This is a genomic window from Streptomyces sp. R33 (genome assembly GCF_041200175.1).
Taxonomy (GTDB): Bacteria; Actinomycetota; Actinomycetes; order Streptomycetales; family Streptomycetaceae; genus Streptomyces; species Streptomyces katrae_B.
The window spans coordinates 4,156,320-4,171,259 of sequence record NZ_CP165727.1 but is presented as its reverse complement, the minus strand read 5'-3'; the positions used below and the strand labels follow the sequence as shown (position 1 = coordinate 4,171,259).

9 protein-coding genes are annotated in these 14,940 nt (G+C 71.5%); 2 read left to right on the top strand and 7 right to left on the bottom strand.

The features are described 5' to 3' along the window. Positions 1–142 precede the first annotated feature (142 nt). The 5 genes from AB5J51_RS19010 to AB5J51_RS18990 form a co-directional block, all read right to left on the bottom strand. Positions 143–1,102, bottom strand: coding sequence for an alpha/beta fold hydrolase (locus tag AB5J51_RS19010; RefSeq protein ID WP_053787835.1), 960 nt, complete (start codon positions 1,100–1,102; stop codon positions 143–145). Next, complete coding sequence (locus AB5J51_RS19005; RefSeq protein ID WP_053787836.1) at positions 1,099–1,557, bottom strand: phage holin family protein; 459 nt, start codon at positions 1,555–1,557, stop codon at positions 1,099–1,101. Before AB5J51_RS19005 ends, AB5J51_RS19010 begins: the two co-directional genes overlap by 4 nt. 96 nt (positions 1,558–1,653) lie before the next feature. Further along, positions 1,654–3,117 (bottom strand): Na+/H+ antiporter NhaA, encoded by a 1,464-nt coding sequence (nhaA, locus tag AB5J51_RS19000; protein ID WP_369778128.1) that lies wholly within the window; start codon positions 3,115–3,117, stop codon positions 1,654–1,656. A gap of 182 nt (positions 3,118–3,299) precedes the next feature. Further along, positions 3,300–5,297 carry an acetate--CoA ligase gene (gene acs / locus AB5J51_RS18995; RefSeq protein WP_078987498.1) on the bottom strand — a complete coding sequence of 666 codons (1,998 nt, stop codon included), beginning with the start codon at positions 5,295–5,297 and terminating at the stop codon, positions 3,300–3,302. A gap of 230 nt (positions 5,298–5,527) precedes the next feature. Then, positions 5,528–8,059 (bottom strand): SulP family inorganic anion transporter, encoded by a 2,532-nt coding sequence (locus AB5J51_RS18990; RefSeq protein WP_369778127.1) that lies wholly within the window; start codon positions 8,057–8,059, stop codon positions 5,528–5,530. A 233-nt stretch (positions 8,060–8,292) separates the two neighbouring features. Between AB5J51_RS18990 and AB5J51_RS18985 the strand changes: the two genes are divergently transcribed. Further along, positions 8,293–9,606, top strand: a complete 1,314-nt coding sequence (locus AB5J51_RS18985) for a hypothetical protein (RefSeq protein WP_369778126.1) — start codon at positions 8,293–8,295, stop codon at positions 9,604–9,606. Here the strand turns inward: AB5J51_RS18985 and AB5J51_RS18980 are convergent. After that, positions 9,560–10,600 carry an ATP-binding protein gene (locus AB5J51_RS18980; protein WP_053787867.1) on the bottom strand — a complete coding sequence of 347 codons (1,041 nt, stop codon included), beginning with the start codon at positions 10,598–10,600 and terminating at the stop codon, positions 9,560–9,562. The genes AB5J51_RS18985 and AB5J51_RS18980 overlap by 47 nt on opposite strands. Before the next feature lie 109 nt (positions 10,601–10,709). Between AB5J51_RS18980 and AB5J51_RS18975 the strand changes: the two genes are divergently transcribed. Next, on the top strand, positions 10,710–11,531 hold the full coding sequence (locus tag AB5J51_RS18975; RefSeq protein WP_369778125.1) for an oxidoreductase: 822 nt from the start codon (positions 10,710–10,712) through the stop codon (positions 11,529–11,531). A gap of 2,241 nt (positions 11,532–13,772) precedes the next feature. Here the strand turns inward: AB5J51_RS18975 and AB5J51_RS18970 are convergent. Beyond that, positions 13,773–14,609 carry an HAD family phosphatase gene (locus AB5J51_RS18970; protein ID WP_234382326.1) on the bottom strand — a complete coding sequence of 279 codons (837 nt, stop codon included), beginning with the start codon at positions 14,607–14,609 and terminating at the stop codon, positions 13,773–13,775. Positions 14,610–14,940 lie beyond the last annotated feature (331 nt).

Sequence of the window (14,940 nt, the reverse complement as noted above, 5' to 3'; positions counted from 1 at the left end):
CCCATACAACGAGCTGTGCCCGGGCCCCAAGGTCGGTAACCCCGTCCCGGGCGGCCAATTGGCCTATGCGCGAGGCAATTGAATGGTCGTAAGACAGTCGTACCGGCCGCCGTGCTGACGGCCGGTCAGACGGCTGGCATGGTCAGCGGTCCGGCTCGGGGTCCTTGAGCCAGTTCACGAGCTCGGTCGAGAACGCGGCGGGATCCTCTTCGTGGGGGAAGTGCCCGAGGCCGTCGAACAGCCGCCAGCGGTACGGGGCTTCGACGTACTCCCCGGAGCCTGCCGCGCTCCGGGTCCGCATCACCGGGTCGAGCGAGCCGTGCAGGTGCAGCGTCGGCACCCGCACCGGCCGCTTCATCCGGCGGTTGAACTGGAGCCCGTCCGGCCGGGCCATCGACCGCATCATCCAGCGGTACGGCTCGATCGAGCAGTGCGCGGTGGACGGGATGCACATCGCCCGCCGGTACACGTCGAGGTCCGCCTCCTCGGGGGGCACGGGCCCGGACCAGTCGCGGATCAGCTCCCCCACGAGCGCTCCGTCGTCGGCGACGAGCTGCCGCTCGGGAATGAACGGCCGCTGGAAGCCCCAGATGTGCGAACTGGCCCGCGTCTGACCGAAGTCGGACAGCATCGCCGAGCGCCAGCGCCGCGGGTGCGGCATCGAGGAGACCACGAGCCGGCGCACCAGCTTGGGCCGCATCACGGCCGCGGTCCAGGCGAGGTAGCCGCCCAGGTCGTGTCCCACGAGGGCGGCGTCGGGCTCGCCGAGCGACCGTACGACCCCGGTGATGTCGAGCGCCAGGTTCGCGGGGTCGTAGCCGCGGGGGGTGCGGTCGCTGCCGCCCACCCCGCGCAGGTCCATCGCGACCGCCCGGTATCCGGCGTCGGCGAGCGCGGTCAGCTGGTGCCGCCACGTCCACCAGAACTGCGGGAAGCCGTGCAGCAGCAGCACCAGCGGCCCGTCGCCCATCTCGGCGACGTGGAACCGGGCCCCGTTGGCCGCGACGTCCCGGTGGGTCACCGTCCTCCCGCCGGGCACATCGATCCGGACCGCCGTCGCGGCGGTGGGCGGAGTGCTGGAGTCCGGTGAGGGCGCTGTCATGAGGACGAGCGTGCCACACCCACGGCCTGGTCACTCACCGACCGCGGGTGCGGCTTGACGGTGCCGACGAGCGCCGCGGTCTGCTTGACGGAGGCGATGGTCCTCTCCGGCGGCTTGACCTTCTTGAACTTCGACACGGCGATCAGCGCCAGCAGGCCCGCGAGCAGCAGGAACGCCACGCCGACGATGAGGAAGGACCAGGCGAGCCCGAGCCCGAGGTTGTGGATCCCGTACGCCGCGGCGAAGCTCAGCACGGGAAGGGAGAACAGGGCGAACACTCCTGCGATCCCGATGGCGGTGCCGCCGATGCCCGCGCGCTTGACGTCCTGGCGGATCTCCGCCTTGGCGAGGGCGATCTCGTCGTGCACCAGGGCGGACATCTCGGCGGTGGCCGAGGCGACCAGCTGGCCGAGTGTGCGCTCGGCTCCTTGCGCCCCTTGGTCCACTGCGCTCATCGCTCTCTCCCTCTGTCATCTGCCGTCGTCTGACGTCGTCTGCTGTCGACACCGTGGGCGGCGGCTGTCCTGCGCCCGTCACAGCGTCAGTTCAGATCATGCCGGACGGTCGCCCTCGGTGCTGGACCCGGTGGCCGCTTCGAGCGCGGCGGCCGCGGCGGTCTCGGCCTTGCGGCGGTGCTCCGCGGCCTTCTCCTCGTAGATCTTCGCCATCCGCAGGTGGTACTCGGGCTTGTCCTGCTCGTAGACGTCCGGGATGCCGTCGCGGTCCTCGTCGCGCTCCTCGTCCTCGGTGAGCGCCCGGTACGTGCGGTTGCGCAGCTTGAGCATGACGCCCGCGACGACGGCGGCGATGAGGGAGCCGAACAGGACGGCGGCCTTGACCTCGTCGGTGAGGGTCTGGTCGCCGGTGAAGGCGAGTTCGCCGATGAGGAGCGAGACGGTGAAGCCGATGCCGGCGAGGGAGGCCACGGCGAGTACGTCCGGCCAGGCCAGGTCCTCGTTGAGCTCCGCCCGGGTGAAGCGGGCGGCCAGCCAGGTGCCGCCGAAGATGCCCACGGCCTTGCCGACGACCAGGCCGAGGACGACGCCGAGGGTCTCGGGCCGGGTGAAGACCTGGGCGATCGCCTTGTCGGAGAGCGAGACCCCGGCGGAGAACAGCGCGAAGAGCGGCACGGCGAGCCCGGCCGAGACGGGCCGCACGAGGTGTTCGATGTGCTCGCCGGGGGACTGGCGCTCGCCTTCCTTGCGCGAGCAGCGGAGCATCAGGCCCATGGCGACGCCGGCGATGGTCGCGTGGACGCCGCTGTTGTACATCAGGCCCCAGATGACCAGGGCGAGCGGGACGTACACGTACCAGCCGTGGACGCCCTTGCGGAGCAGGAACCAGAAGAGGACCAGGCCCAGGACCGCGCCGCCGAGGGCCAGGAAGTCGATCTCGCTGGTGAAGAACACCGCGATGATCATGATGGCGAAGAGGTCGTCGACGACGGCGAGGGTCAGCAGGAAGGCGCGCAGGGCGGACGGCAGTGAGGTGCCGATGACTGCGAGGACGGCCAGGGCGAAGGCGATGTCGGTGGCGGTCGGGACCGCCCAGCCGTCCATCGAGCCGCCGCCCAGGGTGTTGACCAGTACGTAGACCAGCGCGGGCACGGCCATGCCGCAGAGGGCGGCGATCACCGGGAGGGCGGCGGCCTTGGGGTCGCGCAGATCGCCCGCGACGAGCTCGCGTTTGAGCTCGATGCCGGCGACGAAGAAGAAGACGGCGAGCAGGCCGTCGGCCGCCCAGTGCTGGATCGAGAGGTCCAGGCCGAGGGAGGCCGGGCCGATGTGGAAGTTGCGGACGCTGGCGTAGCTGTCCGAGAGGGCGGGGATGTTCGCCCACAGCAGGGCGGCGATCGCGGCCACGAGGAGGAGCACGCCGCCGACGGTCTCGGCGCGCAGGGCGTCGGCCACGAAGCGCCGCTCGGGCAGGGAGAGCCTGCCGAGGAACTTGCGGCTGTGGCGGTCGGTGGGGCTGGGCGTGGCCACGGTGGGACACCTCCGGGTGGTCGACGGCATGACGAACGCTGTTGCCGACCAGACTTCCCGGCGCACCCTGAGAGTTGAATACGTCAAATGTTGACGTTTGCTCTACTTTACAAGGTCCGCGCAGTCGTATCCGGTGATCTTCACCTTAAACGGGCGGAGGGTGTCCGGCGCGCGATGCGCCGGACACCCTCCGCCACCCGGGACCGGGCCCGTCAGTCCTCGCTGGAGGCGCTGGGCAGCTTGCTCTGGATCAGGTCCATGACCGAGGAGTCCGCGAGCGTCGTGACGTCGCCGACCGCCCGGTTCTCCGCGACATCGCGCAGCAGACGCCGCATGATCTTGCCGGAGCGGGTCTTCGGCAGCTCCTGCACCGGCAGGATCCGCTTCGGCTTCGCGATCGGGCCGAGCGTGGCGCCCACGTGGTCGCGCAGGTCCGAGACCAGGCCGTTGGTCTCCGAGGCGCCGCCGCGCAGGATCACGAAGGCCACGATGGCCTGGCCGGTCGTCTCGTCGTTCGCGCCCACGACGGCCGCCTCGGCGACCGACGGGTGGGAGACGAGCGCCGACTCGACCTCGGTGGTCGAGATGTTGTGGCCGGAGACCAGCATCACGTCGTCCACCCGGCCCAGCAGCCAGATGTCGCCGTCCTCGTCCTTCTTGGCGCCGTCGCCCGCGAAGTACTTGCCCTCGAAGCGGGACCAATAGGTGTCGATGAACCGCTGGTCGTCGCCCCAGATGGTGCGCAGCATCGACGGCCACGGCTGGGTGAGGACCAGGTAGCCGCCACCGCCGTTCGGGACCTCGTGGCCCTCGTCGTCCACGACCGTGGCGCCGATCCCCGGCAGCGCGCGCTGCGCCGAGCCCGGCTTGGTCTCGGTGACACCGGGCAGCGGGGAGATCATCATCGCGCCGGTCTCGGTCTGCCACCAGGTGTCCACGATCGGGCAGCGGTCGCCGCCGATGTGCTTGCGGTACCAGATCCAGGCCTCGGGGTTGATCGGCTCGCCGACCGAGCCCAGCACGCGCAGGCTCGACAGGTCGAACTTCGCGGGGATGTCGTCGCCCCACTTCATGAACGTACGGATCGCCGTGGGCGCGGTGTACAGGATGGTGACGCCGTACTTCTGCACGACCTCCCAGAACCGGCCCTGGTGCGGGGTGTCCGGCGTGCCCTCGTACATCACCTGGGTGGCGCCGTTCGCGAGCGGCCCGTAGACGATGTACGAGTGCCCGGTCACCCAGCCGATGTCGGCGGTGCACCAGTAGACGTCGGTCTCCGGCTTGAGGTCGAAGACGGCGTGGTGGGTGTACGCGGCCTGCGTGAGGTAGCCGCCGGAGGTGTGCAGGATGCCCTTGGGCTTGCCCGTGGTCCCCGAGGTGTACAGGATGAACAGCGGGTGCTCGGCGTCGAAGGCCTGCGGGGTGTGCTCGGCGGACTGGCGTCCGACGATCTCGTGCCACCAGACGTCGCGGCCCTCGGTGAAGGCGGTGTCCTGGCCGGTGCGCTGCACGACGAGCACGTGCTCGACCTGCGGGCACTTGGCGACGGCCTCGTCGATGGCGGGCTTGAGGGCGCTGGGCTTGCCCCGGCGGTAGCCGCCGTCGGCGGTGATGACCAGCTTGGCGTCGGCGTCCTGGATGCGGGAGGCCACGGCGTCGGCGGAGAAGCCGCCGAAGACCACCGAGTGCGCGGCGCCGACGCGGGCGCACGCGAGCATCGCGACGACGGCCTCGGGGATCATCGGCAGGTAGACCGCGACCCGGTCGCCGGCCTGGACGCCCAGCTCGGTCAGGGCGTTGGCGGCCTTGGAGACCTCGTCCTTGAGCTCGGCGTAGGTGATCGCGCGGCTGTCACCGGGCTCGCCCTCGAAGTGGATGGCGATGCGGTCGCCGTTGCCGGCCTCGACGTGGCGGTCCACGCAGTTGTACGCGACGTTCAGCTTGCCGTCCGCGAACCACTTGGCGAAGGGCGGGTTGGTCCAGTCGAGCGTCTCGGTCGGCTCGACGTCCCAGGTCAGGCGGCGGGCCTGGGTGGCCCAGAAACCCAGCCGGTCCGCCTCGGCCTCGGTGTACGCAGCCCCTGTCACATTGGCGGCGGCGGCCAGATCGGCAGGCGGTGCGAACCGCCGCTCCTCCTTGAGCAGATTGGCCAGGCTTTCATTGCTCACGACATCTCCCTTTCCCAGGGTGTCCGTTGTGTCCCCGGGCATAGCTCATCAGTCGGCGGCCCTGGTGACAAGGGGTAGCCGGAAATTGGTTTAGACCTATAGCGCGGCCGGGCCCGTGTCGGCCCACGCGCAGAGTGGCCCCTTCCCGCTGCAAGGTGCGGAAAGGGGCCACTCTGTGGCACGGATACCGGAGAGTATCGGTTCAGCCGCGCCCTTGATCCAGATCTGCCGGAGACGGCGATTCGGTCACCATCCGGTCATCATTCGGACGTTCAGACGTGTTGTCCGACGCTGTCGAACACCCGGCAGTCGAAGAAGTCCTCGCCTTCGGACAGCAGGTACGCCTGCGCCTCGCCCACGTGGAAGTACATCCCGTGCAGCTCCAGCGTGCCCTCCGCGAGCCGCCTGGCCACCGATTCGTGCGCCCGAAGGTGCTCCAGCTGCTGCACCACGTTGGTCAGGCACAGCTGCTCCACGGCATCCGCCGGGAGCCGGCCCGCGATCCGGGCCCAGGCGTGGTGGCGGCTGGCCATCCGCTCCAGGCTGGGCAGCCCGTGCCGCAGCCACCGGCGCAAGGGGGTCATCGGGGCCCCGGGCGTGGAGTTCAGCAGCGCCTGCATGGCCCCGCACCCGGAGTGCCCGCACACCGTGATGCTGTCCACTTGGAGGACGTCCACGGCGTACTCGATGGCCGCCGCGACCGAATCGTCCGTCGCCTCGGCGCCCGGCAGGGGCACCAGGTTGCCGACGTTGCGGACCGTGAACAGGTCGCCGGGGCCGCTGGCCGTGATCATGCTGGTCACCAGACGGGAGTCCGCGCAGGTCAGGAAGAGCTGCGAGGGCCGCTGCCCCTCCCGGGCCAGCCGGGCCAGCTCGTCGCGGACGTGCGGCGCGGTGTCCCGCTGGAAGGCGCTGATCCCGCTGGCCAGTTGGCCGGCTCCGCGGCGGCGCGGGGCCGGGGTCTTCGCCGCCTCCACCGCCTCTGCCGCGTCGGGGGCCGCGGCCGCGCCGGGGATCGTGCGCTCGTCCTCCGGGCGGTGGTCGCAGTGGTTCTTCCAGGGGGTCCAGGGGCGGCAGCAGTGGTGCCCGCCGCGCGGGGACCTCTCGGCGTGTTCCGGAGTGCGGTCCGGGTGGTCGGCGTGTTCCGGCCGGTTCGCCCCGGCCATCCGGGTGGTGGAGCGGCCGGTGACCTCGAGCGAGCCCCCGTGCACCAGATGGAAGTCCTGCCAGTCCTGGAGCGTCTCGTACGCCGCGTGGTCCATGAACGAGCCGTCCAGCTCGACCACCACGCGCCCGCCGGGCGGGATCTGGTTCAGCACCCGGCTCAGCCGCGGCACCGCGAGGAAGGTCAACTGCCCACGCGCCCACACCCGGTGGACCCCGCCCTCCACCTCGACCGTGATCCGGGTCCGGGCCAGCCGGTGCAGGGCCATCGCGACGGCCACGGCGATGCCGATGGTGACGCCCGCCAGCACCCCGCCGAGTACGACCGCAGCGATCGTCGTCGCGTAGACGAGGATCTCGCGGTGCCGGCTGACCGTACGCAGATGGGTGGCGTTCACCATCTGCACGCCCAGCGCCATCACCAGGGCGGCCAGCGCGGCGAGCGGGATCAGGTCGAGGACCGGGACGAGCAGCGCCGCCGCCAGCAGGACCCAGAGGCCGTGCAGCATGACCGACCGCCGGGTGGCGGCCCCGGACTTGACGTTCGCCACGCTGCGGACGGCGCCGCCCGCGATGGGCAGCCCTCCCAGCGCGCCGGAGAGGATGTTCGCGGCGCCCTGGCCGCGCAGCTCCCGGTCGAGGTCGGCGCGCGGCGGGCGGTTGCCCGTACGCCGCTGGGAGGCGATCAGCTTGTCGGTGGCGACCGCGGACAGCAGGGATTCCACGCTGCCGACCAGGGTGACCGTCAGGACGGCCGCGACGATGCCGAGGACGGGCCCCGCGGGCAGCTCGGGCAGGGCGTGGCTGCGCCAGGACGGCAGGTCCACCCGGGGCAGGCTGAGCCCGGCCAGCGCGGCGAACGCCGTGGCCGTGGCGACGGCGGCGAGCGCGGCCGGCACCTTGCGCAGGGCGAGCCCCACCCGCCCGGGCAGCCGCGGCCAGCCGAGCAGTACGACCAGGGTCACGGCGCTGACGCCGAGCGCCGCCGGGTGCAGGTGGGCCAACTGGCCGGGCAGCCCCTTGACGTTGGCGACGGCGGAGCTCTGCGGGGTGCCGCCGAGGACGATGTGCAGCTGGGCCAGCGCGATCGTGACGCCGACGCCCGCGAGCATGCCGTGCACGATCGCCGGGCTGACCATGAGCGCGGACCGGGCGGTGCGCAGCGCGGCGAGCCCGAGCTGGCAGCAGCCGGCGACCACGGTGATGGCGCAGGTGGTGCGCCAGCCGTAGCGCTGGATCAACTCGGCCGTGACGACGGTGAGTCCGGTCGCCGGCCCGCTCACCAGGAGGGGCGTGCCGCCCAATCGCCCGGCCACGATCCCGCCGACGGCCGCTGCGACCAGGCCCGCCTGGAGCGGGGCGCCGGTGGCCAGGGCGATGCCGAGGGAGAGCGGCAGGGCGATCAGGAAGACGGTCAGGGAGGCGGAGAGATCGGCGTGGAAGTCGGCGCGGTGGCCCCTGCGGGGCGCGCCGCCGCCCTTGCCGCCGGTGGTGCTGCCGGCCTTGTGGCCGAAGTCGCTGCCGGTGTCGCCGGTGTCGCCGGTGTTGCTGGCGGTCGGGCCGTCGGGTGTGTCGCAGGGGTTGCTGCCGGGCTTGCGCTCGATCTCGTCGGCGGCGGGCAGGGGGGAGGTGGCTGTCATAGGTTCCCGTCTCCTCTACGGAGGGATGAAGCGGCGGGAGTCTCAACACTCAGTAAATGAAAGGTAATGGAGAGTAAAGGATCGTGGGGGGTAATAGGGGCAAACGGCTTACGAAATAGCACCCAAGGGTGATTAAGCATTTTGTCCGGCTTGTCACATCATCTTCACGGCGGACCGCATGGGACGTTGCGGCGCGGAAGACCCGCAATGGAACCGCGAGGAGAGGTGGACGGATGATCGCCGCCACGAAGAAGATCGCCGGCGGCCTGGTCGCCACGGCGCTGGTGCTGGGCGTCGCCGGGTGCAGCACCTCGGAACCCGCCAAACCCCCCTCCCCCGGGGGGCCGAACGGCAAGAAGGGCGCCGCCGCCCCGGAGGCCGCCCCCGGCAGTGTCAACCGGCTCATCGGCGACGGCTCGACGGCGTACACGGGTGCGCAGCCGAACGTGCAGAAGCCGCAGAAGCTGAAGCCCGGCGAGAAGCCGCCGCAGTTCGTGGTGTTCTCGTGGGACGGGGCCGGAGAGGACAGCCAGAAGCTCTTCTCGCACTTCCGCGAGGTCGGCAAGAAGTACAACGCCCGGATGACGTACTTCCTCAGCGGCGTGTACATGCTCCCGGAAGAGAAACGTTCCCTCTATACGGCCCCGCAGCACGAGTCCGGCCGCTCCGACATCGGCTTCGGCGATCTCGAGGGCATCAAGGACACGGCCACCCAGGTCCGCGCGGCCTGGCTCGAGGGCAACGAGATCGGCACCCACTTCAACGGCCACTTCTGCGGCCCCGACGGCGGCGTCGGCACCTGGTCCGTGCCGGAGTGGAAGAGCGAGATCAACCAGGCCAAGTCCTTCGTCAAGAACTGGAAGACCAACACGCCGGACCTGAAGGGCCTGGAGCCGCTCCCGTTCGACTACGACAAGGAGCTCATCGGCGCCCGGACCCCGTGCCTCGAAGGCCAGAAGAACTTCATGCTGGCGGCCAAGGGCATGGGTTTCCGCTACGACTCCAGCGGCATCAGCAAGCAGATCTGGCCGAAGAAGACGGACGGGCTCTGGGACGTCCCGCTCCAGCTGGTGCCCATGCCGGGCCGCGCCTTCGACACCCTGAGCATGGACTACAACTACCTGGTCAACCAGTCCGGGACGACCACGCAGGGCGACCCCTCGCAGCACGCGTACTGGGGCGAGCAGATGCGCGAAGGGCTCCAGCAGGCCTTCGACCGGGTCTACCAGGGCAACCGCGCGCCGCTGATCATCGGCAACCACTTCGAGTCCTGGAACGGCGGCACGTACATGAAGGCCGTCGAGGACTCCATCCAGTCGATGTGCACGCAGAAGGAGGTCCGCTGCGTGCCGTTCCGCGAGCTGGTCGACTGGCTCGATGCGCAGGACCCGAAGGTCCTGGAGTGGATGCGCGGCCTCGACGTGGGCGAGGCGCCCAAGGAGGGCTGGACGAAGTTCCTGACGGCGGGGCCGCCGGCCAAGCCGGCCGCCCCCGCCGGGGTCAAGCCGGCTGCGGAGCCGGCCGAAGAGGATGCGGACGAGGACTGACGAGGTCCGGGGCCGCCGGCTCGCAGCCGGTGGTCTCCCGCAGGACGAAACCGGGGTCGACCTGGGCGGCCAGGTCGACCCCCGTCTTGGCGTTGCCCCAGCTCTCCGCGTTCCGCAGGTGGAAATGGACCATCTGCTCGGTGTACCGCTCCCAGTCGCGGTGGGCGTACGAGTCGTCGGCCGCGTCCTGGAGGGCCTGCAGGGCCAGCCGGTTGCTCGCCTCGAGCAGCTCGAACGCCGCCGGGCGGCCCTTCTCCATCGCCCGGACCCAGTCGGAGTGCCCGACGGTGACGAGCAGGTCCTCTCCGACCTCGTCCTGGAGGAACTCGATGTCGTCCGTGCCCTGCACCTTGTTGCCGATGACCTTGAGCGCGACCCCGAAGTCCCGGGCGTACTCCTTGTACTGGCGGTAGACCGAGATGCCCTTGCGGGTCGGCTCGGCGACCAGGAAGGTCACGTCGAAGCGGGTGAACATGCCCGAGGCGAAGGAGTCCGAGCCGGCGGTCATGTCGACCACGACGTACTCGTCCGGGCCGTCGACCAGGTGGTTGAGGCAGAGTTCGACCGCCCCGACCTTGGAGTGGTAGCAGGCGACGCCGAGGTCCGCCTCGGTGAACGGCCCGGTGGCCATCAGCCGGACGGGTTCCCCGTCGAGCAGCAGCGTGCGCGCGCAGGCCTCGTACACCGGGTTGTCCTCGGTGACCCGCAGCAGGCGCGATCCGGCGCCGGGCGGCGTGGTCTTGATCATCGTGTCGGCGGAGGCGATGCGCGGGTTGGAGCCCCGCAGGTACTCCTTGATCAGGGGCAGGTGCGCGCCCAGGGCGGGCAGCGCGGCGGCCTCGTCCTCGCCGAGTCCGAGCGCGGCGCCCAGGTGCTGGTTGATGTCGGCGTCCACCGCGACGACGGGGGCCTCATTGGCGGCGAGGTGGCGGATGAAGAGGGAGGACAGGGTCGTCTTGCCGCTGCCGCCCTTTCCCACGAAAGCGATCTTCATGTTCACGAAGAGTAGTCCGTCGGTCGCTTTGTGTGGTGCATGTAAGTGAAGAAGGCCACTCCAAGGAGGGGTCGGTGGGGAGGAGGTCCAGTGCGTAGGCTCCCTACTTATGAGTAGCGCTTCTGACCCGCTGGCCGCCCTGGGTTCGCTCCCCGGCGTCGCCGAATCCGTGGATTCCGTACGCAAGGCCGTGGACCGCGTCTACGGGCACCGGGTGATGCGCCGGCGCAGCGGAGAGATCACCTCGGAGGCCGCGCTGCGCGGGGCCCGTGCGAGCGCGGCGCTGTCCGGGGCGGACTGGGCGCTGGAGGAGGTGCGCCGCCGGACCGACTTCGGGGCGGAGCCGGAGGCGCGCACGGTGGGCGCCGCGCTGCGCCTGACGGCGGAGGCCGGGCAGCTGCTGAGCATCTGGCGCCAGTCGCCGCTGCGGGTGCTGGCGCGCCTGCACCTGGTGGCTTCGGGGTCCACGGCCGACGGTGACGTGGTGGGACGCCCGCGACTGGCGGGCGAGTCGGTGGACGAGCCCCTGATCACCGCTGCCCTCCCGAGCGCGCAGGAGGTGGCGGGCCGCCTGGACGGCCTGTCCCGGCTGATCATCGCGGGCGGCTCGGCTCCGGCGCTGCTCACGTCGGCGGTGGTGCACGGCGAATTGCTGGCGCTGCGTCCGTTCGGCTCATACAACGGCCTGGTGGCGCGGGCGGCGGAGCGGATCGTGCTGATCAACAGCGGTCTGGACCCGAAGGCGATCTGCCCGGCGGAGGTCGGCCACGCGGAGCAGGGCCGGGACGCGTACTTGGCCGCCTTCGAGGGCTACGTCTCCGGGACGGCGGAGGGAATGGCGGCCTGGATCGCGCACTGCGGCCGCGCGATCGAGCTCGGCGTCCGCGAGTCGACGGCGGTCTGCGAGGCCCTGCAGCGCGGCGCGGCGTAGGGGCGGCTGCGGACGCAGGGCCGCGGACACGGGGCCGGGGACGCAGGGCCGCGGACACGGGGCCGCGGACACGGGGCCGCGGAAAAAGGCCGCGGACACAGGGTTGCGGCGACACCGTCTTGCTTTGGTGTCGCCGCTGGCATTTACGCCCAGTTACCAAGCGTCCTCGATATTTGCCCATCAGGTCGGGGACTTTGCCCGTTACCTGGTGCGGCTGGCCCGTAATCGACGGGTCGACGTCGCGTGGGTGCTCGGCGTTCATGCTTCGGTCCGTGGGCCTTACTGCGTTTTAAAGATGATCCTCTCGGATGTTCTTTGGTCTCGCGGGCCGTTGACTCCTTTGTACTCCGCTTCGCTGACAAGCGGAACCCCTCCCCGCTTTTTTTACTTTCCGGGACGTCCCAGCTCGAACCGGACACCCCGCATCCCCGCAGCTCAGGCCCCCTAAGTCACCCCGGGCCCCGCCTTGCCACCCCCGCGGGGGCCACCCACCCATCGCTGACGGAGCCGCCCCTCCCCGCCCGCCGAAACTGACCTCAGCGGCCCTGCGGGAGCGGTCACTCACCAGCCCGGCGGGGCCGCCCATCCAGCCTTGCGGGAACCGCCACTACCGGGCTGCCGAAACTCGCCCACGCCGCCTTGCCTTGCCGGATCTGGCATTCCCGGGTCACCGAAACTCGCCCACGCCGCCTTGCGGGATCCGGCGTTCCCGGGCCACCGGAACTGACCTCAGCGGCCCTGCCGGCGCCGGAATTCCCCGCCCGCCGGAGCGGGCGCATGCGGCCTTGCGGGAGCTGGAATTCCCTAGCCTGCGGGCCGGCCATCCAGCCTCGCCGGAGCCACCGCTCCTGCTCCGCCGGGTCTGGCCCCCGCCGCCTTGCGGGAGCCGGCATTCCCGGGCCGCCGGAACAGGCACATGCGGCCCTGCGGGAGCCGGCATTCCGGCCCTAGGGGGTGTCGTCAAAGTAGCGTCGTCCGCCCGTGAGGGCGGGGCCGGCGGGGTCTGGTGCGTGTGATCGCAAGGCGGAGGTGGGGGTCCCCCCGCCGAAGGCAGGGGGAGGAGGCGACGCTCGCGTCGTCGACCGACGACAACGCCGCGAGCGCGCGTGCCAGACCCCGCCGGCCTGGGGGCACCTCCCAGCGGTAGCTGGGGAGGGACTTTGACGACACCCCCTAGCCCTGGCGGGGCCGGCCCCCAGTCCTGCCAGGGCCCCCTCCTGGTCTGCCGAAACCGGTCCACGCCGCCGTGTCGGAGCCGGCCCTGCCAGAGAGCCGACCCGCGCCACCTTGCCGGAGGCGGCATACGCGGCCTCGGCAGCGCCGACATGCAGGGCTCCGGCGTTCCTGCGCACTCGGCCGGGTCGGAGCCGACACGCCGATCATTGGGCCGCACACCCCGCCCGGCGGGGCGGCACATCCAGCCCAGCCGGCGTTTGGGGCGCGGGGGCACGGGGGCGCGGGGGCGGAGGCCCCGGGTCCTTGAGCCGCGCCGGCTATGACGGCGCGGCTCCGCGCGGAGCCTTGCGGTCTTTGCCCCGGGTCGACGGTTGCGGCGCGGGTCCGGCGGAGTCCTTGGGCCCACGGCCCACGACCCGCGCCGACGACGGCGGCGCGGCTCCGGGCGGAGCCTCCGGGGCTTTGGCCGCGCACCGGTGATGGCGGCGCGTCCCGGCGGAGAGCCCTGGGTCTTTGAGCCGTGCCGACGATCGCGGCACGGGTCCCGGCGGAGCCTCCGGGTCTTTGAGTCGCGTCGGCGGTGGCGGCGCGCCTCCGGGCGGAGCCTCCGGGGCTTTGAGCCGCGCACCGGCGATGGCGGCGTGGGTCCCGGCGGAGCCCCCGGGTCTTTGAGTCGCGTCGGCGGTGGCGGCGCGCCTCCGGGCGGAGCCTCCGGGGCTTTGAGCCGCGCACCGGCGATGGCGGCGCGGGTCCCCGCGGAGCCCCGGGTCTTGAGCAGCGTCGGCGGCTGCGGCGCGGGTCCGCGGCGCAGCCCGGGGGCTCCCAGCCCGCCCGGCGTTTGAGGGCCGGGTCCGGGCAGAGCCCGGTGAACGGGAGAAGGGCGGGGCGGGGAGAGAAGCCCCGCGCAGCGGCGCCCCCATCGGCGGCATGCCACGGGGCGCCGCAGGGCGGGACCAGGCCGCCACCCGGCGCGACCTGGCTGCCACCCGGCGGGAACCGGCGGCCGGCGGGATCAGGGCAGGACCCCGCGCCCGACGGGATCGGGGCGGCGGCCCCGGGGCCGCGTCAGGCGGGCGAGGCGGCGGCCAGGGCAGTGGCCCGCCGCCGGCTGGCGTACCAGACCAGCCCGGCGGTAGCCGCAGCCGCACCCACCGCCGCCGCAGCGACCAGCGCCGGCCGCGCCGGCATCGACAGCCCGGGCAGCCGCTGCTTCAACCGCACCGGCCGGTTGAACACCAGCACCGGCCACTCCCGCGCCACCGCCTCCTTGCGCAGCGCCCGGTCGGGATTGACCGCATGCGGATGTCCGACCGCCTCCAGCATCGGGATGTCGGTCACCGAGTCGCTGTACGCGTAGCACCGCGAGAGGTCGTACCCCTCGGACTCCGCGAGCTCCCGCACGGCCTCGGCCTTGGTGGGCCCGTAGGCGTAGTACTCGATCTCGCCGGTGAAGCAGCCGTCCTCGCCTATGACCATCCGCGTGGCGACGACCCGGTCTGCGCCGAGCATCTCGCCGATCGGCTCGACGACTTCCGCGCCTGAGGTCGACACGATCACCACGTCGCGGCCCGCGGTGTGGTGCGCCTCGATCAGCGAGGCGGCCTCGTCGTAGATCAGCGGGTCGATGAGGTCGTGCAGGGTCTCGGCGACGATCTCCCGCACCTGCTGGACGTTCCACCCCTTGCAGAGGGAGGACAGATACTCACGCATCCGTTCCATCTGATCGTGGTCGGCGCCGCCGACCAGGTAGATGAACTGGGTATACGCAGTACGCAGCACGGCTCGGCGGTTGATCAGGCCGCCCTGGTAGAAGGACTTGCTGAACGTCAGAGTGCTTGACTTCGCAATGACCGTCTTGTCCAGGTCGAAGAAGGCTGCGGTGCGGGGCGACGAGTGCGGCAAGGGCTGGATTTCCACGCCCCGAGCATATGCGCCCACCATTCGGCGTAAGGTGTGGCGCGTGGGTTTGCCTGAGAAGGCTCTCGGGTACACCATGGAAGTCACGGATCGTTCGCGACCGTGCTAACCCGGTCTGGCTCCTCCCCCCCCGAGTCGGACCGTGGGGACGACCCCCGCTCTCCCCCCCGGCGGGGGTCGTCGCATGTCCGGACGCGGTTCGCGTCCCTGCCTTCGGCCCCAAGTGACCATTCCTGCAGCCCTCCTTCCTCGGCGGGCCCTGCGCGGCGAAGGCCCTCACCCCCTCATACGCGTGACGCTGCGTAGTCGTTCCGCC